Here is a 21,755-nt window from a genome sequence, read left to right on the forward strand (position 1 = left end):
TCCACGTCCGAACCTACGCCTTCATGTTCGCCTTCACCGCTTCCGCCGTGATCGGCAGCGCCCGGACGCGGGCGCCTGAGGCGTTGAAGATGGCGTTGCCGATGGCCGGAGCGACCACCGTCACCGCCGGCTCGCCGACGCCGGTTGCCTTTTCGCCATTGGCGATCACGGCCACCGCGACTTCGGGCATCTGGCTCATGCGGAGCGGCGTGTAGCTGTCGAAGTTGGTCTGCTCGATGCCACCATCCTTCAGCGTCGCCTTCTCGTACATCGCAAGCGACAGGCCCCACAGCGCCGCACCCTCGACCTGGGCGCGGATGTTGTCGGGATGCACCTGCGTGCCGACATCGGTCGCGACCGTGAGCTTCTTCACGGTCACTTCGCCTGACGGCGCCACCGCGACATGCGCGACGCAAGCGGTCCAGCTTGCGGTCGCACGTTCCTGCGACGACACGCAGGCCACGCCCATGCCTTCTCCCTTCGGGAGTTTCTTGGTGCCGTAGCCGGCGAGACCCATCGCGGCGAGCAGCGTGTTGCGCAGCCGCTGCGCGCCGCCTTCGTTCTTGCCGGCGCCGTCGAGCAGCGAGATGCGGTATTGCGCCGGATCCTTGCCGGCCGCCGCCGCGATCTCGTCGATCATGCTTTCAACCGCCCAGAAGGTCCAACCCGGTGCCACCGAACGGAGCTGACCCGACGGGGTGGCGTTGTGCGCCATCTCGTTCTTGATCGCCCGCACGTGATGGTTTGGCACCGTGTAGAAGAAGTCCGATCCGTTCACCGTGAAGGAATCGAGCGGACCCTTCTTGTCGACCGACGGCGTGAGGAAATCAGGAATTCCCCAGCGCTGCGTCGGCCAGGCCGAGACCACGTCGTGGCTGAGCGCGACGAGCTTGCCATCGCCATCCACGCCGGCCTTCACCTTCTGCAAGGTGAGCGGACGCGAGAAATCCATCGTCATGTCGTTCTCGCGCGTGTAGATCACCTTCACCGCCTTGCCCACGGCCTTGGCCGCCTGCACCGCCGGCACCATCATGTCGGCATCGAGCCTGCGGCCAAAGCCGCCGCCGAGCCACATCTGGTGCATCACCACGAACTTCGGATCGATCCCGGCGGCACCGGCTGCAATCGCACCGGAGCGTGTCGCGAACTGATTGCCGGAATAGATGTGCAGGATGTCGCCCTTGAACTCCGCGGTGGCGTTCATCGGCTCCATCGGCGCGTGGATGTTGATGCTGGTGGTGTATTCCGCCTCCAGCACTTTTGCCGCTGTTCCGAACGCAGCCGAGGGATCGCCGTCCTTGACGAAGAACTGGCCGGAATCGTCCAGCTTCTGAAGCCGCTTGGCCTCAGCGAGCAGCGACTCGCTCGACGCTTTCGCATTCGGACCGCCGTCATAGCTGACCTTCAGCGCCGCTGCCGCCTTCTTGGCGTTGGCGTAGGTGTTGGCGACCGCAACCACCCAGCCGGTCGTGGTCTGGGTCTTGTCGTCGAGGGTGACGGCCTTGATGAAGCCCGGCACCTTCTTCGCAGCGGAGTCGTCAACCGATTTCACCGTGGCGCCGTAGCGCACCGGCGGCGTCACCACCGCGCCATAGGCCATGCCCGGAATCATCACGTCGATGCCGTACTTGGCCGTGCCGTTGGTCTTGGAGGGGATGTCGAGCTGCGGCACCGACACGCCGATCATGGAATACTGATCCGGCGTCTTCAGCTTGATCGCCTTGAGCTCGTCCGGCGTGAAGGTTTTGGTCGCCTTGCCGCTCTTCACGACATCGGCGAACGACATCTGCTTCTTCGATTTCGCATGCACGATCATGGAGTCGCGCACTGCGAGCTCGCCTGCCGGCACGCCCATCGCGGCGGCAGCACCTTCCGTCAACGCCATGCGTCCGGCCGCACCCGCCCGGCTCATCGCGTCAAAGTTCATCATGGTCGACCAGCTGCCGCCGGTGATCTGCGCCCCCAGTACGGGGTCGTTGAACTTCGGATCGTTGGAGGCGAGGTTGACCCGCATGTCGCTCCACTTCGCGCCGAGCTCCTCGCAAACGATCTGCGCCATGGTGGAGGCGATGTGCTGGCCCATGTCGGCCTTGCCGCAGGTCACGGTGACCAGGCCATCGGGCGAGATCGCGTACCAGACGCTCGGCTCGAAATTGGTAGGCGCCGCAGCGAGCGCTTCACTGACACCGGGCACGCCGGCATAGCCGAGCACGAGGCCGGTGGCCGCGGTGCCGACCAGGAAGGAGCGGCGGCTGAGATCTGATATCTCGGGGGTGACGTTCTTCACGTGCTGATTCATGTGGGCCTCCGGTCGTTGCCGGCGGCGGATGCGGTGCGCATCTCGGTGGCGGCGCGCATGATTGCCTTCTGGATCCGCGAATAGGTCATGCAACGGCAGAGATTGCCGTCCATATGCGCCACGACCTCTTCCTTGGTCGGATTGGCGTTCTTCGCCAGCAGCGAAGCCGCCTGCATGATCTGCCCGGACTGGCAGTAGCCGCATTGCGGCACCTGCTCGGCGATCCATGCCTTCTGCAAGGGATGATCACCCTTGGCGGACAGGCCCTCGATGGTGGTGATCTTCTTGCCGGCGACGTCGCCGACCATGGTCTGGCACGAGCGCACGGCTTCGCCGTTGACGTGCACGGTGCAGGCACCGCACAGCCCGGCGCCGCAGCCGAACTTGGTCCCGGTCATCTGCAATTGCTCGCGGATGGCCCAGAGGAGCGGCGTGTCGTTCGCCGCATCCACGGACATACTCCGCCCGTTGATGTTTAACATAGGCATGAGCAAATACCCTCCATATTGGTATCTCTAGTGCTGCTCTATCATCGAGCGACGTCCTCGCAGCGATGTTCTTCGGCTTCCGTCAGCGCTCCCGCGGCAGGTGAAAAGGCCGGCACCGAAGCGCCGGCCAAGTTTCGACGATGACTAACACCGTCAACTCCCGGGGAGGAGTGCGGGAGATTGTTGCGTCGAGTGGCGAGCTCTCGACTTAGCGCATGGCGGCTTTCGTACAGCCTCTTGCGCTAGCATACATGTTGATCTCCATGCCCACGGACACTTCAACGATCTTTGGCGGCGTCCACTTCATTTGCTATCCTCCTGGTTGAGATCGAACTTCGACGACTCGGCCTTTGAACAGACCTAACAACTTCCACTATCGCTCAAGCCACGCGCACCGGCTGGAACACTCGTTGCATGTAGCTGGTCATCGCTTCGACCACCTCGTCGCGCGATTCCGACGATATTCCGGCCAATTCCTTGGCAAGATCCTTCTTGAATTCCAACTCCATCCCACGCGCGATCTGAATCCGTTGCGCCTGCGGCGAGCCTGCGCCATGCATAGATTCAGTCAGGTATCCGACCGCATTCCGTCCCATCGTCATGTTCTCGATCAGTCGCAGAATTCGTATTCTCGCCTCGGTCGGCACGTCCGGGCGCCCCTTGAGGTACTTGTCGATCAGGGCGCCGATTTCCGGATGCCGCAGTTCCCGTTCCGAGGGCAGCGTGACCATCAGACCGCCCGCCAGATCCTGGGCCAGCCGACCGATTTCGAAGGGCAGCCTAGTCACATGATGCTTGCAGACGTTCGCCAACATCTCGTCGGGTTGATAGACGCCCGATTTCATCGCCGTGCCTTGATAGCTCGCGGATACTCCCGCGGCGTAGATCGTTTCGTTCAGGAACGTCATCTCGACCAGCTTGTCGCGCACGTGCGACGCACGTTCCACGCCGTTGTAGTCGGCAATCGTGGCCGCCGCTCCGATCAGAACGTCGCCAACGCCTGTTTTGCAGACATAGCTTCGGCGGTGATAACAAGTGAATCGCTCGACCAGGCTGGAGGCGAATTCGAACTCTCCGTCCATGAAGACGTGCTTCAGAGGAATGAACACATCGTCGAAAATGATCATCGCTTCCTGGCCGGCGAAGCGGGCATTGCCGGCATCGATATTCCCCTCTTCCATGCTGCGGCTGTCGCAAGACTGCCGTCCATAGATGTAGGTTATGCCTTCGGCGTCGACCGGAACGGCTCCGACGACCGCATAGTCTTCGTCAGCCGGCCCCAGTCGCATGGTGGGCATCACGACAATCCAGTGCGAATTCAGACAGCCAGTCTGGTGAGCCTTCGCGCCACGGATGTAGATTCCTTCCTTCGTGCGTCGGCTGACATGAACAAAGAGATCGGGGTCCGCCTGCTCGCTTGGCATTTTGCTGCGATCGCCTTTGACGTCCGTCATTGCACCACCCACGACCAGATTGCGGCGCTGTATCTCCGCAAGGAAATCGAGCAGGCGCGCATGATAGCCGGTGCCGTGCTTCTCATCGATATCTGCGGTAACAGAATGCAATGAGTTGAGTGCGTCCATTCCGACACAACGTTGGAAGCAGGTTCCTGTAAGCTGTCCGAGACGTCGCTGCATCTTGTTCTGCATCACAAGGTCTTCCGGGCCCCTCGCGATGTGCAAAAATCTGTTCGTGCGCTCCTGAACGTAGGGCGAGTGCGCCGTCGCAAGCTCCGGTTCACGCACGGCTAGATCGTATGTTTCCGCGAGGGCATTTATCGAGGGACGGATCATCGGATGATCGACCGGCTCAGATACCAGTTCTCCCATCAGATAGACCTTCAGACTACGACCACGCAGGCTCTCGACGTACTCTGCGCCGGTCCTGATTGGGTCGGCATCCTTCTTGCGGCACGCCGATGCCATGGCAGAAGTCCCTTCCGTCATGCGACACCGCGCAATCGTTCTGTGTAACTGACACTCACCGATACGCGCGTGATGGCTGCGTTACTCTGCATCTTCCTGAACCGTCTTTAGAAAGCCGTAGATGGCGTCGATCGTCTTGGCGTCGAGCACCTCCGCCCAAACGGGCATTCCCTTGTCGAGCCGCCCGTTGATGACGGTCGACCTGAACACGTCATCCATGTCCGAGCCGTAGCGGGCCCGGAGATGCCTGAGATTGCGCTCGGGCTGCCCAGCCGCTGCGTCCGGGCCGTGGCAATGCGCGCATGTCTGATTGAAGAGGGAGCGGCCTTCTTGCGCTTGCGCCTGATCGTCCACGCGAGTCGAAGCAGATGACACACTCGCTGTGAGCGGGGCGTCCGCCGACGACGCCGGACAAGTTGCAGACGCAAACGCCACCAGCGCCGCGGCGATTGTCGAATATGGGATCCTGGCCATCGCCATGTCCTTCGCAAGGCCTGCCGATGGGACCGGGGTCGGTCCCATCGATCCAAGCGCGCCTAGTTTGGCAGTTCGAACACGAAGAGCGTTGAGCCCTCGGTCGTGGAGGAAAGCAGCTTCTTGCCCTGCTCACCCATGAAACTCGGCGGACCGACGAGACGTCCCGATGCGACGGCGATGTACTGCTTGCCGCCGACCTCATAGGTTACCGCTCCTTGGTTGATCCCCGAGCCGGTCGGAAACCGCCAGAGCATCTCGCCCGTCTTTGCATTTAGGGCCTTGAAGTCTCCATCCATGTTTCCATAGAAGACGAGTCCGCCGGCGGTGGATAGGGCGCCGCCCAAGAACGGTTTCGGCTCTGTCACGCCCCAGATCTTCTTCTTCGCGATTGGATCCCAGGCCACGAACTCGCCGCCATGTCCGCCCGGACCATATTTGCCGGCGTCGAACTCGGTCCCGAGGAAGAAGATGCCCTTCTTGGGTTCTCCCGCATCGCGCCCGACCTCATCCATGCAAACATTGAAGGTTGGGATGTAGACCAGATGCGTATCCGAGCTGTAGGAGACTGGCGGGAAGTTCTTACCACCATAAAAGCTGGGGCAGACGTCACGCGCCCAGATGTCCTTCTTCGGCCGCTTGTCGGGATTCTCCACCGGCCGGCCGTCCGCATCGATGCCCTTCGCCCAGTTGACGTGCACGAATGGTGCGGCAGAGATGAGCTTTCCGTTTTTGCGATCGAGCACGTAGAAGAAGCCGTTGCGGTCGGCCGTCATCAGTGCCTCGACGGTTTTTCCGCTGATCGTGAGATCCGTCAGCACCTTCTCGTTGACCCCGTCATAATCCCATGCATCGTAGGGTGTATGCTGGAAGGACCAAACGATTTTTCCGCTGTCCGCATCGAGAGCTAACGTCGACGACGAGTGGAGGTTCGTGTACCTGCCGTATTCGCTGCTGTCGGTGCCACGCGCGTGCGCCGCCCAGGGCGCTGGATTGCTGGTCCCGTAATAGATGAGGTTCAGCTTGGCATCGTATGAGCCGACGAGCCAGGCGGCGGCACCCCCGCGCATCGCGATGTCGGACGATGGCCATGAGTCACTCCCGGGCTCGCCGGGTCCGGGGATCGTGTGAGTCCGCCACACCTCCTTGCCGGTCTCCTGATCGAATGCCGTAATAGCGCCGCGCGTCGCATACTCGCCACCGGCGTAGCCGATGACGACGAGGTTCTTCGCAAGCGTTGGCGGCGACGTGATGTCGTCCCCAGCCTTGTAGTCTGCAACCTTCGCTTTCCAGAGTTCCTTGCCGTTGCTTGCATCGAGCGCAACGAGGATGCCGTCGAGCCTACCAACGAAAACCTTCCCGTTTGCGTAAGAGACACCACGATTCACCAAGCCGCAGCATACGGCAGATGCAATGTCCGCCGGCATCTCAGGCGCGTAGCGCCACTTGACAGCCCCGGTCTTCGCATCCAGCGCGAAGACGTATTTCGGGCCGCGCGGAGACGTCACATACATCGTGCCGTCGATGATCAGCGGGGTTGTCTCCTGTCCTTCGAGCACGCCCAGGGGGAATGCCCAAGCGACTTTGAGGTCTTTGACGTTCTTTGTGTTGATCGAATCGAGCGTGCTGTACCGCGTGTTCGCCCAGTCGCCGCCATACGTTGTCCATTCCTTCCCGCTCTCGGCGCGAGCAGGACTGGTCAGAAGTTGCGATGCCAGCAATGCGACCGCCGCCGTTCCGAGCAGCCGCGACATGCGTGAGCTAAAGATCTTGTGCACGATATCCTCCCTGATACTAAGCGCCATCTGACGTAAGCCTCGTTACGTCTTATCTAGCCCTGTCGAGCGAGCGAGATGTGATTGCGATGATTTGCGTTTCCCCAGGTCTGCCGGATTTGAGTGGTTAGCTCGAACCGCCACACCGTGATTGTCTCGGACGCTTTTCAAAGTTTCTTCTGCGTCACTAGCTGCGGACCGTAGCGCCGGCAGTCATTGAAACAAAATATGAAGAAACAATAGGTCTCTAAGAAAATCATATCGCGCATTATCCGGTCTTGCGCGCGTGCGAGGGCTGGTGCGCCCTCCAGCTGGCGCCGCGACAACTAGCATCAACCTACGGGCTCGACGCGCATCCATTGCTTGGACGATATGAGATCCTTCACGATTTCTATGATGTTCTCTCTGACCAGTTGGGCCGCGTTGCTGAGTGGCAGGGTGTCGGAGACGCAGATTGCAAGCTCCCGCCGCAGCGTCAGGTTTTGGATCGGAAGAGCAATCACATGGCCGCGGTTGATATCGTCGGAAACCGCTGACCAGGGAAGCAAGGTCCAGCCAATCCCCGCCCTAACGACCCTGACCAGCATATCCGTGGCGCTGACTTCCCCAACGAGTTCGTAGGTCAGTTGCGCATCCATGAGAGCCATGTCGATCCGCTGACGGATCGTGCTTGGCCAACTCGGCAACACCAGTGGATTTTCTGCCAGCTCCTTCAGGGTTAGCGAATGTCGCTGGCCGATCGAATCCCTTCGAGCAATCACCAGGAGCTCCTCGAGCAGGATCGGAGACAGTGCGATCCCACGGCCCGGGGCAGCGTCGACCACCACGGCGACATCGAGTTTTCCGCTGGCGACAAGAGCCTGGAGTTCCGCACTGGGACGCTCCACGATCTCGAGTAGGATCCGACCTTGCTTCTTCAGCTTCTGAAGCAAGGGCACAGACAGTAGCTTACCGGTGCTTCCGGGAATTCCGATCATGACTTTCCCGGTGGGATGCATGTCCTCGTCAGAGACCGCCAAGCGTGCATCATGAACCTGCTTCAGGATCGATTTTGCATAGCGGTAGAGAACCTCACCTGCCGGGGTAAGCTTGACGCCTGATGTGCTGCGGTCAAACACGCGCGTTCTAAGATCGCTCTCCAACTTCGCAATCTGCTGCGTGAGCGCGGGCTGGGCGATATTCAGCGTCTCCGATGCTCTCGTCATGCTCCCAAGATCGGCAATGCTGATGAAGTATTTGAGCTGCTTGATGTCCATCGTCACCCCAATCAAATGAGATCCAATTTTGCGCAATCTGCGAGGTCGATCGCTTGCTGCGTGGAGCCTCCGTGAGACCCCTTCCAAATATCCGCTGAGGCGACCAGGTAGAGATCTTCTACAAACAACGGTGTAACTTGAAGGGTGACGAACGGCATTGACGTGGTATAGCATTCCAAAATCGATAGTTGCTTCCGTCAGCCATTGCTGCACGTGACGCTCATTGCATCCATCGCCCTGAGCACAACATCAGGGTACCCCTGTCGCACGGTTTCGGCCAGTGGCACCATAAGGACGTTGCTGATAGAGCTTGGAAAGGCGAAAGGTGACCCCACCGTTCGATTTAAACGGATTGGCGCGCACCTCATCTATCGCGGCTTCGAATGCACGAATGATCTCAATATCTCTCGCATAGAGACTCTGCCCGCTTTTCCGTTAGCGTTAGTCCGCGCGCGTGATCTTTGACGGTCCCAATCCTCCTCGAGGATGGTTTCGACGTTACCCACGAATCCAAATCCAGCATTGTTAACGAGAACGTCGATCCGCCCGAACCGCGCAACAACCGATCCTTACGAGACTACGTACCTCCTCGGATCTGCTAACATCAGTTTTGATCGCGATCGCCTTTGCACCGATCGCGCACACGGCCTTTTCTCCTGCCTCACCATTGCTGTCGGCGATCACCACGTGAGCGTTCTTCGCCGCGAACACCGCGAGGTAGCCAGGCCAATTCCGCTTGCGGAGCCGGTGACGATGAGGACCTTGTTTTCAAACGGCATACGATCTTTCCCCCAATGGTCGGGCCGAGAAGGCGACAGGATCAGTGGCACTGGCCATTTGTGGCACGGCCGGCGAACGCGCCCAGACCTGCCACCTGCGAGTGATCGCCCTCTTAAGCAAAGTCGATCACGTGTCTAACCACCTTTCCTTCATTGAGCAGGTCGAATGCTTCATTTATTCCGTCGAGAGATCCTGTGCCCGAGAGAAGCTTGTTCACCGGCAATGCGCCTCTCTTATAAAGCTCAATGAACCGCGGGATATCGCGAGATGGAACGCAACTTCCCATGTAGCTGCCATGGATCGTCCGCTCCTCCGCAACGAGATTCACCGGAGGCAGTTGGATTTGACTGTTCGGATTGGCCAGTCCTGCGGTCGCGGTTTTTCCGCCTCGCCGCGTAATTCTGTACGCGAGATCGAACGCTTTGACGGAGCCGGCCATTTCGATCGCGTGATCCACCCCGCCCTTGGTGGATTCTCGGATATCTCCAACGACATTGTCTGAGGCGGCCGAAAACAGGTCAGTCGCGCCCAGTTCACGAGCAATGCGCAGCTTCTCGTCCGAAATATCCACAGCGATCACACGTGAAGCTCCGCTTGCAACCGCTCCCAGGACGGCGGCTAGCCCTACACCGCCAAGCCCGATTACCGCTACGCGGTCTCCGGGCCTGACCCGGCAAGTATTCATCACGGTACCCACTCCGGTCATGACGGCGCAGCCAAACAAGGCTGCTTCGACCGGTGCGATTTCGCCGTCGATCTTCACGATGGATCGACGCGAGACGACGGCATATTCGGCAAAGGCCGAGACGCCGCTATGATGGTTGACCGTCACACCCTCGCAGTGGATCCGACGGGCGCCGGACAGCAGGGTCCCATTGCTGTTTGCGGAATGGCCGGGCTCGCAGAGCTGCGCCCGCCCTTCGGCACAGGGCTCGCAATGACCGCAGGTGGGCAAGAAACTCATCACCACCTTATCGCCGGGGCGGAGATCATGCACGTTTGCACCGATCTCTTCGATGACGGCCGAGGCCTCGTGACCGATGAGCATCGGTGTCGGCCGCGGCCTGTCTCCGTTAATTAGAGAAAGATCAGAATGACATAGGCCCGCTGCAGTGATCTTGACCAATACCTCGTCAGGACCCGGCGGATCGAGATCGATGACGCCGATCTTCAGCGGCTTCGATACGGCGAAGGGCGCCCTATGCGGCGCAGTTTGAAGGACGGCGGCGCGGACCCGCATGAATGCATCTCCCTGGTTGAAGCCCATAGATCGTCTAAACGGTCAATCGGCGCGGCGCCCCTCATCGGTTTGCGGCGTCAAGCCGCTGAGCTCGACTTGTCGCTCAGCGTCGCGCCGGAGAGCGCCTCGCTCAGCTTTGCAAAGGCCGTATGATCCTGTCCCTTTCCCAGCAGCGCCTGGGCACTTGCGCCGAGCTCCCGACACATGGCCGAGAACGGTACGGACACGCCGGCATCGCGCGCTACATCGAGTGCGATCGAGAGATCCTTCACCATCAGATCGAGACCAAATCCGCTATCGAAATTGCGCGACAGTACGAACTGCTTGAACTTCTTTTGGGTCGAGTTGTTCATGCCCGTCGAAGCGTTGAGCACGTCGGTCATTAGCGCTGGATCGATGCCGAACTGCTGACCTATGATTAGCGCCTCGATTCCGATTAGGAAGCCGCCCGCGGAGACGAGATTGTTCAACGCCTTCATCGCCTGCCCCGAGCCGAGGGAGCCGATGCGATGAATGACAGTCCCTATCGCCTTCAATAAGGGCTCAATGCGATCGAGTGCTGCGGCGTCACCTCCGGTCATGATCGCAAGCTCGCCGTTAATTGCACGCGACACGCCGCCGCTGACCGGCGCATCGACGACGACGACACCGACTTCGGCGAGATCATCGGCTATGGCACGGGTCGCCGACGGTGCACCGGAACTCATGTCGACAAGGATCTGCTTGCGCTTGAGCCCGCCCCGCATCGCAGCGACGGCGTCGGCAACGTGCCTGCTCGTTGGAAGCATCGTGATGATTACGTCACATCGTGCGGCGGCCGACGTGAGGTCGCCGGCGACATTGCCACCGACCTGCTTGACGAACTCGGCCACACGACTCGACTGGACGTCGGCGACCTCGATGGAACATCGGGCGCCGATCAGACGGGCGGCCATCGGCCACCCCATGTTTCCGATCCCGATGAACAGGACCTTAGGGAGTTCGCTCATTTGGCTGCCTTTGGGGCCAAGGCGCCCTCGGCGAGCAGCACCTCGTGCGCCGCCTTGAAAGCCTCGAGGCCGGCCGGAATCCCCGAATAGACCGTGGCGTGGAGCAGGATTTCCCTGATTTCGTCGATCGTCACGCCGTTCTGGAGCGCACCCCTAACGTGAAGCTTGAGCTCAGCCGGCTTGCTCATTGCGGCGAGCATCGCGAGATTGAGCATGCTGCGAGTGCGTCGATCGAGGCCGGGTCTGGTCCAGGTATATCCCCAACACCACTCAGTGGTAATGCGCTGAAACGCCATCATGAAATCGTCGGCCTTGGCCAAGCTACCGTCGACATAGGCGGCACCAAGCACCTCGCGACGCACATCGAGGCCTTGTTCGAACATCGGGGTCTCGCTCATTTCAACTCTCCTGAGGGTTTGCGGGCGCAGCTTAAAGCGCATCGGCATACTAACTGTCAATCAGACAATCTGAGACTTGACAGATTGTCTGATGAACGCCAGTTTGTCGAGATGGATACCCTTGAATTGCAGGTCGAACGCCGTGCCGCGACTTTGCGGCTTCAGGTTGAGGAGCGGTTACGCGCAGCCATCGCAAGCGGACGGTTCAAGCCAGGCCAGAGGCTTGTTGAGCGTGAACTATGCGAATTGACCGGTGTCGGCCGGACCTCGATCCGCGAAGCACTACGCCAGCTCGAGGCGGAGGGCCTCATCACGTCTGTCCCTCATCGTGGACCCGTCGTTTCCACGATTTCGCGAGAGGAAGCTGCTCAGCTTTATGATCTGCGTGCCGTACTGGAAGGTTTTGCCGGTCGCGCCTTCGCCATGCGAAGGCGCGCTGAAGACCTTCGGGCCATGGCGGAAGCGGTCACGGCGTTTGCAAAATCCGCGAAAGCCGGCAAACAGGACGAATTGATCCGGACCAAGAGCGAATTCTATGCCGTGCTGCTGCGCGGCTGCGGCAACATGTTTGTCGAACAGACGCTGACGATGCTGCACAACCGGATCAGCCTACTTCGGTTCACGTCGATGACGCAGGCCGGACGCCTCAAGCACAGCGTCGCTGAGATCCGCGCGATTGCCGAAGCCGTCAGCGCTGGAGATGCGGATAAGGCAGAACTCCTCTGTCGCCGCCACATCGAAGAGGCCGCCAAGGTGGCTCTGAAAGTCCTCGATACCGTTAAGCCGCCGGCGGCTGATTACCAATACGTGGAGAAGTAATGTCCGTCGATTTGACGGCCGCTTTTGGTCAGGCCATCGCACGAGCGGAACTGGGTGTTAGCGCCCGCGGACTGGACGTGAAGGTCCGCTTCGTGAGCGACGAAGAGAGAATCGACCTGCTCATTTCAAGTGATAGTTGTCGCCTTGTGACCTCGACCGGAGGTGCCGACATCACGGTCCGAACGTCGAATGCCGAATGGGGACGTATCCTGGCTTCCCTCCCGCCTCCGCGCTACAACTGCTTTACCGCTCTCCAGATCAAGAACGACGCTGTCGACGTGTCGGGCGCCCCCCTCATCATTGCGCAGTCACGTGCAGCCCTCGAACGCATCTTCGAGGGACTTCGCGAGCCCCTAGCCTACGAAGAGGTATCGCGACATCGGGATGTTCGACAGATCTGCGGCCGCTATGCACCTGTCGTTGCCGATGGTGTGTCAACCGACATCTATTTTGAGGAGGCCGGAAGCGGCCCTCCCGTGGTGCTACTTCACACAGCGGGCGCGGACTCTAGGCAGTATACGCGATTGCTCGCGGATACCGCGCTGGCGAAGCACTTTCGCATGATTGCCTTCGATATGCCCGGCCACGGCCGCTCATTTCCCAGCTTCGAAGCGATGAGATCGGTCCACAACCTAACTCAGGCCGGCTACGTCGCCGTCGTCGACGCATTTATCTCCTCGATAATCGGCGAACCTGTGCTCCTCACCGGATGCTCGATGGGCGCCGCGATTTCGCTGGCGCTTGCAGCGGAGCGCCCTGAGTTATTAAGAGGGGTCATTGCGCTTGAACCGCCTCTTAAATCTCCCGGCCGCAGCAATCCTTATCTCGTGGACGTACGCGTCGCGAACGGGTCTCACAACAGCGCCTACGTCGCCGGACTAATGTGCCCAAGTGGTCCAAGTGAGGAACGGGCTCGCGCGGAATGGATTTATGCGCAGGCCGCGCCGGGAATCTATTCGGGCGACCTGACCTTCTATTCCGAGGAGTTCGACGGATTTGCGGTTGGACCCCGGATCGAGACCTCCAGGGTACCAGTGCATCTGATGACCGGCGAATACGATTATTCTGCGACGCCGGCGGACGGCGAGCGGCTTTCACGCCTTATACCCGGAAGCAGCTTCGAACAGATGAGCGGACTTGGCCATTTTCCAATGACAGAGAATCCAGACGCATTCATCCCGCGCTTTGCTGCCGCACTGGCGAGATTTCTACAATGAGGTGCGAAAGGGACGCCGCTTCGTGCCGCAGAACCCTTTCAATCTCCCTTCAGTGACCAGCAGGTTTTTGTTGCGCAAACCGGCTTTTTGACGACGATGATAACTCCTTAAAGGCCAGCCCGACGAAAGCGCCAGTCCCGGGTAAGCTCGTCAAGTCGGGACGATCGTAGCCGTGGCGCTGCGTTCAATGATCATCACAACTTTCCGAGATCGCAGGAGAATGCCTATAGCGCCAGGTAACGACGGCGGATCGCGTCGTCGGCCTTCAGTTCATCGATTCCGGCGGCGTAGACGATCTGGCCCTTGTCAATGATGGTGGCGTGGCTCGCCAGCCCCAAGCAGAAATGCATGTTCTGCTCGGCGATCAGCACGGTCGATCCGAGCTTACGAAGCTGCCGAATCAACTCGCCGATCCTTTGCACGATGATCGGCGCCAGCCCCTCGCTCGGCTCATCCAGCAGCAGCAGCGCCGGGTTGCCCATCAAGGTGCGCGCGATCGCCAGCATCTGCTGCTCGCCGCCCGAGAGGCGTCCGGCGATGCGGTAGCGCAGCGGCTCGAGCAGCGGGAAAACCTCATAGATGCGCTTGATCGACCATTCATCCTGACCTTCCGGCCCGCGCTTCCTGCCGATGACGAGATTGTCCTCGACCGTGTGCTCTGGAAAGATCTGGCGATCCTCCGGCACGAAGCCGAGACCCGCACGCGCGATATGGTGCGGCTTGAGGCCGGAGATCACAGTGCCATGCAGGCTGACCTTGCCCCGCCGCGGCGGCGCCAGCCCCATGATCGCCTTCATGGTCGTCGATTTGCCCGCACCGTTGCGCCCGAGCAGCGCCATGGTCTCGCCCTGCCGCACCGAGAGGCCGACGCCGAACAGGATCTGACTGGTGCCGTAATAGACGTCGAGATCGGCGACTTTGATGACGACGGCGCTCATGCGGCGGCTCCCGCATGTTCGGTGCCGAGATAGGCGTCAATCACCGCGCTGTTGTTGCGGATCTCGTCGGGCGTGCCGGTCGCCAGGATGCGGCCGTAGCAGAGCACAACGATCTTGGGGGCTATCTTGAACACGATATCCATGTCGTGTTCGATGAACACGACTGTGATCTTCTGCGTCTCCCAGAGCTCGCGCACCTTGTCGATCATGCGCCAGCGTTCCTCCGGGCCCATGCCGGCGGTCGGCTCGTCCAGCAATAGCACCTTTGGCTCGAGCACCAGCGCCAGCGCGATATCGAGCAGCTTCTGGTCGCCATGCGACAGCGTCGCCGCGGTGCGGTTGCGCTTTCCGGCGAGGCCCAGGAGTTCCATCACATGCTCGGCGCGGTCGCGCGTCTCCGGCAGCGGAAAGCGCTTGTGCAGCACCGCGGATGAGTGCTGGTCAGCACTGACGGCGGCGAGCATGGTTTCCTGCACCGTGAGCGATTTAAAAATGCTCGCGACCTGGAAGGCGCGACCGATGCCGTGGCGAACGATCTCCGGCGGCGAGCGGCCGGCAAGATCAACTCCATCGAGCAGCACCTGACCGGAATCCGGCTTCAGCGCACCCGTGATCAGGTTGAAGAAAGTGCTCTTTCCGGCGCCGTTCGGCCCGATCACCGCGGTGAGCGAGCCGCCAGGGAAGTCGAGCGAGACGTCGTTGGTTGCCTTCACGCCACCGAAGGACTTTGCGAGGTTGCGGATCTCGAGCATGGCTAGCGCCCCTCGCCTGTCTCGCGCCTGTGCGCGAACCATTCGGCGACGAAATCGAGCAGGCCCTTGCGCAAGCCCAGCGCGAAGAACAGGATTACGGCGCCGAGCACGATGCCGTGATACTCGGTGAATCGCGTCACGGTGTCATTGAGCAGCAGCAGAAGCACCGTGCCGACCATCGGCCCCAGGAACGTCGAGACGCCGCCGAGCATGTTGATGAAGATGCCTTCGCCCGAGATCGTCCAATAGGCGAATTCCGGATAGGCGCCCGAGACGAACAGCGACATCACCATGCCGCCCATGGACGCGAACAGCGCCGCCAGCACGAACACGGTTAGCTTGGCGCGCCAGACGTCGATACCGAGGAAGCTTGCACGCGCGGCATTGTCGCGGATCATGCGCAAGGTGTAGCCGAACGGTGATTGTGCGATCTGGCGCATCGCGAGCAGGCAAAGGATCAAAAGGGCGCAGCTTGCGACATAGAGATGAATCTGATTGGAGAGATCGATGCCCAGGAAGATGGGGCGCGGAATGCCGCCACGCAGGCCCTGGTCGCCGCCGGTGAAGGATGGCCACGACAAAATGGTCGAATGGATCAGCATCTGGAAGGCGAGCGTGACGAACGCGAAATAGATCTCCCTCAGTCGCACGCAGATCGCACCGATGATCGTGGCAACGATCGCAGTTATCGCGAGGGATGCCACAAAGGCCACCGGGATCGGCACGCTCAGCCGCTGCATAATTAGGCCAAACCCATAGGCGCCAAGACCGAAGAACATGCCATGGCCGAACGAGGTCAGGCCGGTGTAGCCGACCAGCAAATTGAGCGAAGTCGCGAACAAGCCATAGGCCGAACAACGGATGACGAAATCGAGCAGCGCCTTGCTCTCGGTAAACAGGGGCAGGCTTGTCAACACGGCGAAGGCGATGAGCGCAATCAGGATATCGCGATAGCGCCCGCTTACCGTCGTGGCTTGGCGCCCCGACGCCAGCGTCTCTGTCCGTCCAGCCTCAAGCTCGGTCATGCGACCTCCTTGCCAAACAGACCAGAGGGCCGCGAGACCAGCACAATGACCATAAACAGATACATCAGGCCTTCCGTGAACAAGGGGAAACCGAGCGAGCCGAAGGACCTGATAAGGCCGAGCAGCAGCGCGCCGATCAGCGCACCCAGAATGGAGCCCATGCCGCCGATCACGGTAACGATGAAGGATTCGATCAGCACGGAAAATCCCATCCCAGGCGTCAGCGAGCGCACGGGCGCCGCAAGCGCACCGGCCAGCCCGGCCAGCATGCCGCCAAGCGCGAACACACCGCCATAGATCAGGCCCGTGTTGATGCCGAGCGCGGACACCATGCCGGGATTTTGCGCGGCTGCACGGATCACCTTGCCGATCAGGCTGCGCGACAGCCCGATCCCGAGCACGACGGCGGCCACGAGCGCAACACCTATCAGCAGCAGGTAGTAGGGCGGGACCACTCCCCCGGCGATGAACAACGGCATCACCTGGAAGGCGGACGGCATCCCCATCGCCTTGAATTCCGGCCCCCAGATGATGCGCACGACATCGTCGAAGATCAGCACGAAGGCGTAGCAGACGAGGAGCTGCATTAGGACGTCTGCGCCGTAGACGCGGCTCATGAAGACGCGCTCGAAGATCAGGCCAAGGATCGCGGTACCGGCCGCGCCGGCCAGTATCGCGAGCGCGAAGCTGCCAGTGAGCTGATAGGCCGTCATCGCAAAATAGGCGCCGAACATGTAGAAGGCGCCGTGGCTGAAATTTACGACCTTGAGCACGCCGAATATCAGGGTCAGCCCGACCGCGACCAAGAAGAGCAGCATACCGATGATGAGCCCGCTGGTGGTTTGCGTCACCAGGCAGGCGGAACTAGAGAGACACCCTGCAAGCGTATCAAGATCCACTGGTACAACTCCGTTGCCGCGCGCCGAAACGACCGGTGCGCATAAAGCGAGTTGGGGGAGAGCGGAGACAACGTGCGCTTCCGCTGTTCAAATGTCAGGCGTAGCCCTTGCTCTTCTTCCACTCGGCTTCGAGCTCGAGGATGATCTTCCAGTCGCCAACCTTGACCTCAGGTACATAGGGCTCCTGCGGTATTGTGGTACCCCACCCGATCGCGTAACCGATCAGGGTCTGGTCCTCACCGCGCATGGTCACAGTGCCGTCGGCGCCGAACGGGCACTTGATGGTCAACCCGCGCATGGTCTCCGCAAGCTTCTTGCCGTCGGCCGAGTTGGCCTTCTTGGCGGCTTCGGCGATCAACATCATTGCGGTCGCGTTTTCCCATGACCAGTTGGTTGGGTACTCGTTGTACTTCGCTCTGTAGGCATCGCCCCATGCGGCATTTTCAGCCGTCGCCGGGAATGTCTTGATATAGCGATTGCCCGAATGGATGCCCTTCGGCAGGTTTTTCACCACGGTGAGCGCAGTGTAGTCGGCCATGTTGACCGCAAACACTTCCATCTGGCCGAACAGCGCGTAGATATTGGCTTGGTCAATATAGGAGGTGAGATCGCCACCCCACAGGCAGGAATAGAGCGCCTGCGGCTTCGCCTGCAAGATCTTCGTCACCACCTCGGTATAGTCGGGCTGGGCGAGTTTTGGCCAGGACTCGCTGATGATCTCGATGTCGGGCGCAAAGCGCTTCAGGTACGAAGTGAATTCGGCCGTAGTGTCGCGACCATAGGCGTAGTCCGGCGAGCAAGTCGCCCATTTCTTCAGGCCCTTCGCCTTGGCGATTGCTGCGGCATAGCTACCGCCGACTATTGAGTCATGCACACCCTGCCGCGCGGTGCGGAAGGCGTTCGGAATATGCTGCTTCGGATCGGCACTCAGCGCCGAGGTCTCAGAATTGGTGTGGATGCAGAGCACGCCGAGATCGCGCGCGACCTCGTGCACCGCAAAGGCACCGGAAGAAGCTTCCGCATCGATCAGGATCTCGCAGCCATCGGTGTTGACGAGTTCGCGGGAGACGCGTGCAGCCTCCTGCGGCTGCCCCTTGGAGTCACGGATCACCATCTCGATCTGACGGCCGGCGAGGCCGCCGATGGCGTTGATCTTCACGACCTCGAGCATCACGGCATTGCGCGACGAGGTGCCGAGCTGCGCAACCCGGCCCGACAGAATCGTCGGCATGCCGATCTTGATGGTCTTGGCCTGGGCGCGCGCCACCCACGGCGCAGCAACACTCATGGCACCGGCGCCCATCAGCGCTAGCGTTGAACGGCGGCTGACAAGAATCCTTTTCCGAGACACGCTTCCCTCCCCTTTAGATTCAGATGCCTTTGGCGGAAGGGCTGCTTCCCCTCACTATTAGCAATCCGCATTGGGATTTTGATCCCGGGAAGTAATTTGTGATTTTCGCTCTTGATGTGTCCAATAGCTTGCTCCAATGCCCCCCAAAGGGAAAACCTATGGCGCCAGCCACTACCGGGCGTCTAGTCTACTCGGCGTTCACGATTCATCGGAGCTGCCGCATGAGCGGGTTCAAGTCGGGCCATGGCAGACGGAAGTATCCGGGTGCCATCCTGGCTTCTGTAAGAACCCGAGCAAATTCCTGTATTCTCTTGGGCTCATTCCAAAGCGTCGGCGAAAGGAGCGGCTGAAATGCGAAAGATCATTGAAACCCCATCGTAAAGCGACATCTGTGATTGAGTAGTCGGCCCTCTAGACGAGGTCGCGGGCGCATCGTTCGAGCCGACCTTCCAGGACGAGGCGGCCAAACGATTGGCCTCCGTTCTCCAGCACTTTGTGAAGGTACCGGGGCGATGCTCGAAAGCGGGCGGCTACGGCGGCCGGGCTGAGAGAAAGATCTGCAATATTCATTTGGATGTGTTCGACGAGGGATTCAAGGAACGCTTTGGCGGGCAGACGGCGCCGTCGTTCTCGAACAGCAGCGTTTAGACCCAAAGCTGCCTCAACGAGCCTGACCACGCTGGTACTTGACGTGCTGCCGGCAGGGGAGGTGAACGATGGAGATTCCCGGCGCGACGTCGCCGCTGGCGATCGGCTGCCGACGCGTTGCGTAGGCAGAGAACACGCTTCGGGCAGCGTGAAGAAAGGCTGCACCGCGTCCGGAGCACGGCTGAGATTTCCATCGTCGCTCCAGAACTTGAACTCCTTTTCGTGCAAAACAAGCTCAGCGTTCGGGAATAGAGGCGCCGACGGTGTTGCGCTAACGAGACCACCAATGTGATCTGGATGCGCGTGCGTGAGGGAGATCTGATTGATTTGGCGAGGATCTACGTTGGCAGCGGCGAGCGCAGTATGAAGTCGCCCTCGCCACCCATTTATTCCACCTCCGCCGCCGTCAAACAGAATTGTCTTGCCATGTCCTTCGACGAGATAGGCGCTTACGGTCACCGCGGACGTCCTGAAGAGACGGTCATGCTCTCGGCGTCACCCGGGCTAATACCTGCCAACAGGTCGAATGGAACATCCACCACGCCATCTACGATAGCGGTTACAATGTAATCGCCGACCCGCCTCCGGTTTAGACCTGGCGCCTGCCATTGCGTTCCTACCGTCATGTTGATTTCCCCAAATTCGGTCTTCAGCCAGCCTTTGATCGTAGCCACCCGGACAAACCGAATCGGCACAGCCGATTTCCATTATCCATTGACGCCATACTCCCAGGCCTTGGTGACCGCCGACTGCGATTTGTCAGGACGCTTCGTTCACGGAAGACTACCAGCGCGAAGCGCTTTAACGTCATCGTTTAAGACCGGGGCGTTGGCTACTCGTCCGCAATCTCATTTTTCGGTAGGGAGCCTTCGGTTGGCTCGAAGGGTTTGCCCGAATACAGCCGGGTCAGAGCCCAGGTTCACCTAGGCCTTCCGTCAGGCTTGGCTTGGGAGTAGCCGAACAGGGTAAGCCGGCAGCACTAGGCTGCCGACTTTCGCGTCATCCCCTCACATCTCCATCTTCATCGGACTGGGGAAGTAGCGGAATCCGTCCCCTTGAGCCGCAATGTGGCCGATGCCTGGCCAGGCGAAATGATAGGCAAGCACCGGTATCCTGTTGGACGCCAGCATCTTCAGCATTCTCACCCGCGACTGCGCCGACTGCTTCGGATCCGTATCGTAGGAAAATTCCGTAAGTGGCTTCTCAAGCAGCAGCACGGGGTGGTGGGTCAGATCGCCGATGTAGCAGAGCTGATCTTTGTCGGAGTTGATCATGAAGATCGTGTGACCGACGGTATGGCCCGGTGCAGCCAGCGCGGTGATACCCGGAAGGAACTCCTGCCCATCTTTGACGAAGACGATACGATCTCTGTTTGGCACCAGGTTCTTGCGAGCCGTATCCAGGAACACCTTCATGGACGGCGCTACCTTGTTCTCGTCGGTCCAGTATTCGTAGTCCGCCTGGGAAATGTAGAACTGAGCATTCGGGAAATTCCGACTTCCATCGTCTGCCATGCATCCGCCGCAGTGGTCGACATGGGCGTGGCTCATTACGACGGCATCAATGTCTTTCGGATCAATCCCCGCCTGCTTCAAGGTCGACAGCAACTTTCCGGTGGTAGGGCCGAACATCTGCAGCGACCCCATCCCGGTGTCGAACAGCACCATCCGATCGCCCGTATTCAGGATCAACACGTTCTGCTCAAGGACGGCGTTGCTGAGCGGAAGATAGTTCTGCGTCAGTTGGCGATCGATTTCCTCTGCAGTGATCCCAAGGAAACTCTGGTGCGGGTCGCCCAACGGAAGGGTGCCATCGGAAACGATTGTCGCCTCGCCGTTCCCGAACTTGAAGCGATAATAATAAGGTGACGGCTTGCCCACCATCGGCGCCTTTGCGATCGCGCCGCTTGTCAACGCCAGCCCTCCGACGGCAGCCGCGCCTCCCAGCAAAAGGTGTCGTCGTGAAAGTCCATCGTAGTGTGGTGACATTTCATTCTCCTATGCGTTTCCCAACGGACAGCAGCGACGTTGCGCTCTTGCCCGATTGCTTGCCGGATGCGTACGTTGGGCCCTCCGGCCAGCCGCGACAATTCGTCATCACCAACCGGGGAACAATCGCATTAATTTTGTCGATTATGCAGATTGGTCGATTAGTGCGCCCGTGCCCACCGAGTCTCGTGCGTGCCAAGCCTCAGACGGATTATCGGTCGTCACGCACCTCCTGACAGCCGTGCTTGTGGCGTATCTCCGTCAGTTCACATCTGTCGTACTAGTTGTCGGGCCCCGCCGACATAGCTTCCGCGCCATTTAAACTTCGCCACACGTCTCTGCGACCGGTCTGATCATCAGGGCTTTTGTATCCAAGGACTTTGCAATGAGTGGAACAGATCGACAATCCAGTCTGCGAACACGCGCACCTGGGGCGCAAGATGCTGCCTGTTCGGATGCATAATTGACAAGGGTAGGCGGTGCGCCCGGCTTTC

At 60.1% G+C, this 21,755-nt stretch carries 21 protein-coding genes; 2 read left to right on the plus strand and 19 right to left on the minus strand.

The features are described from left to right. Positions 1-13: 13 nt before the first annotated feature. The 10 genes from MOV75_RS00295 to MOV75_RS00340 all read right to left on the minus strand — a co-directional run bounded on the left by MOV75_RS00295 (position 14) and on the right by MOV75_RS00340 (position 11,624). Positions 14-2,299: a molybdopterin cofactor-binding domain-containing protein gene (locus MOV75_RS00295; RefSeq protein ID WP_247004390.1), complete on the minus strand. Its 2,286-nt coding sequence runs from the start codon at positions 2,297-2,299 to the stop codon at positions 14-16. After that, the gene (locus MOV75_RS00300; protein ID WP_247004392.1) at positions 2,296-2,787 is read right to left on the minus strand and encodes a (2Fe-2S)-binding protein; all 492 of its coding nucleotides are present in this window, start codon (positions 2,785-2,787) and stop codon (positions 2,296-2,298) included. Before MOV75_RS00300 ends, MOV75_RS00295 begins: the two co-directional genes overlap by 4 nt. 208 nt (positions 2,788-2,995) lie before the next feature. Then, a complete protein-coding gene (pqqA, locus tag MOV75_RS00305) occupies positions 2,996-3,094 on the minus strand; it encodes a pyrroloquinoline quinone precursor peptide PqqA (RefSeq protein ID WP_247004394.1) in 99 nt (32 codons plus the stop codon). Between the two features lie 73 nt (positions 3,095-3,167). Beyond that, positions 3,168-4,712, minus strand: coding sequence for a 4-hydroxyphenylacetate 3-hydroxylase family protein (locus MOV75_RS00310; RefSeq protein ID WP_247004396.1), 1,545 nt, complete (start codon positions 4,710-4,712; stop codon positions 3,168-3,170). A gap of 81 nt (positions 4,713-4,793) precedes the next feature. Continuing rightward, complete coding sequence (locus MOV75_RS00315) at positions 4,794-5,066, minus strand: cytochrome c (RefSeq protein ID WP_247004398.1); 273 nt, start codon at positions 5,064-5,066, stop codon at positions 4,794-4,796. Between the two features lie 182 nt (positions 5,067-5,248). Next, entirely contained in the window at positions 5,249-6,964 is a 1,716-nt protein-coding gene (locus MOV75_RS00320; protein ID WP_247004400.1) for a PQQ-dependent dehydrogenase, methanol/ethanol family, read from the minus strand. A 329-nt stretch (positions 6,965-7,293) separates the two neighbouring features. After that, a complete protein-coding gene (locus MOV75_RS00325; protein WP_247004402.1) occupies positions 7,294-8,217 on the minus strand; it encodes a LysR substrate-binding domain-containing protein in 924 nt (307 codons plus the stop codon). An 892-nt stretch (positions 8,218-9,109) separates the two neighbouring features. Then, positions 9,110-10,237 (minus strand): zinc-dependent alcohol dehydrogenase family protein, encoded by a 1,128-nt coding sequence (locus MOV75_RS00330; RefSeq protein ID WP_247004404.1) that lies wholly within the window; start codon positions 10,235-10,237, stop codon positions 9,110-9,112. Positions 10,238-10,314: 77 nt separating this feature from the next. Next, on the minus strand, positions 10,315-11,226 hold the full coding sequence (locus MOV75_RS00335; RefSeq protein ID WP_247004406.1) for an NAD(P)-dependent oxidoreductase: 912 nt from the start codon (positions 11,224-11,226) through the stop codon (positions 10,315-10,317). Beyond that, on the minus strand, positions 11,223-11,624 hold the full coding sequence (locus MOV75_RS00340) for a carboxymuconolactone decarboxylase family protein (RefSeq protein WP_247004408.1): 402 nt from the start codon (positions 11,622-11,624) through the stop codon (positions 11,223-11,225). The genes MOV75_RS00335 and MOV75_RS00340 overlap by 4 nt, the downstream gene beginning before the upstream one ends. A gap of 111 nt (positions 11,625-11,735) precedes the next feature. Between MOV75_RS00340 and MOV75_RS00345 the strand changes: the two genes are divergently transcribed. Next, positions 11,736-12,443: a GntR family transcriptional regulator gene (locus MOV75_RS00345; protein ID WP_247004491.1), complete on the plus strand. Its 708-nt coding sequence runs from the start codon at positions 11,736-11,738 to the stop codon at positions 12,441-12,443. Then, positions 12,443-13,660, plus strand: coding sequence for an alpha/beta fold hydrolase (locus MOV75_RS00350; RefSeq protein WP_247004410.1), 1,218 nt, complete (start codon positions 12,443-12,445; stop codon positions 13,658-13,660). The genes MOV75_RS00345 and MOV75_RS00350 overlap by 1 nt, the downstream gene beginning before the upstream one ends. 224 nt (positions 13,661-13,884) lie before the next feature. Here MOV75_RS00350 and MOV75_RS00355 read toward each other — a convergent pair whose 3' ends face one another. From MOV75_RS00355 to MOV75_RS00395, 9 genes are all read right to left on the minus strand, one after another. Next, complete coding sequence (locus MOV75_RS00355) at positions 13,885-14,598, minus strand: ABC transporter ATP-binding protein (protein ID WP_247004412.1); 714 nt, start codon at positions 14,596-14,598, stop codon at positions 13,885-13,887. Then, a complete protein-coding gene (locus MOV75_RS00360) occupies positions 14,595-15,350 on the minus strand; it encodes an ABC transporter ATP-binding protein (protein WP_247004414.1) in 756 nt (251 codons plus the stop codon). Before MOV75_RS00360 ends, MOV75_RS00355 begins: the two co-directional genes overlap by 4 nt. A gap of 2 nt (positions 15,351-15,352) precedes the next feature. Continuing rightward, positions 15,353-16,375, minus strand: coding sequence for a branched-chain amino acid ABC transporter permease (locus MOV75_RS00365; RefSeq protein ID WP_247004416.1), 1,023 nt, complete (start codon positions 16,373-16,375; stop codon positions 15,353-15,355). After that, on the minus strand, positions 16,372-17,274 hold the full coding sequence (locus MOV75_RS00370) for a branched-chain amino acid ABC transporter permease (protein WP_309486917.1): 903 nt from the start codon (positions 17,272-17,274) through the stop codon (positions 16,372-16,374). Before MOV75_RS00370 ends, MOV75_RS00365 begins: the two co-directional genes overlap by 4 nt. A 94-nt stretch (positions 17,275-17,368) precedes the next feature. Continuing rightward, positions 17,369-18,625 (minus strand): ABC transporter substrate-binding protein, encoded by a 1,257-nt coding sequence (locus MOV75_RS00375; protein ID WP_309486918.1) that lies wholly within the window; start codon positions 18,623-18,625, stop codon positions 17,369-17,371. 231 nt (positions 18,626-18,856) lie between these two features. Then, complete coding sequence (locus MOV75_RS00380; RefSeq protein WP_247004493.1) at positions 18,857-19,021, minus strand: AraC family transcriptional regulator; 165 nt, start codon at positions 19,019-19,021, stop codon at positions 18,857-18,859. A 15-nt stretch (positions 19,022-19,036) separates the two neighbouring features. Continuing rightward, positions 19,037-19,732: an MBL fold metallo-hydrolase gene (locus MOV75_RS00385; RefSeq protein WP_247004422.1), complete on the minus strand. Its 696-nt coding sequence runs from the start codon at positions 19,730-19,732 to the stop codon at positions 19,037-19,039. After that, on the minus strand, positions 19,729-19,968 hold the full coding sequence (locus MOV75_RS00390) for a hypothetical protein (RefSeq protein WP_247004424.1): 240 nt from the start codon (positions 19,966-19,968) through the stop codon (positions 19,729-19,731). Before MOV75_RS00390 ends, MOV75_RS00385 begins: the two co-directional genes overlap by 4 nt. A gap of 312 nt (positions 19,969-20,280) precedes the next feature. After that, entirely contained in the window at positions 20,281-21,261 is a 981-nt protein-coding gene (locus tag MOV75_RS00395) for an MBL fold metallo-hydrolase (RefSeq protein ID WP_247004426.1), read from the minus strand. Positions 21,262-21,755: the final 494 nt, after the last annotated feature.

Source organism: Bradyrhizobium sp. PRIMUS42 (genome assembly GCF_023006515.1).
Classification (GTDB): Bacteria; Pseudomonadota; Alphaproteobacteria; order Rhizobiales; family Xanthobacteraceae; genus Bradyrhizobium.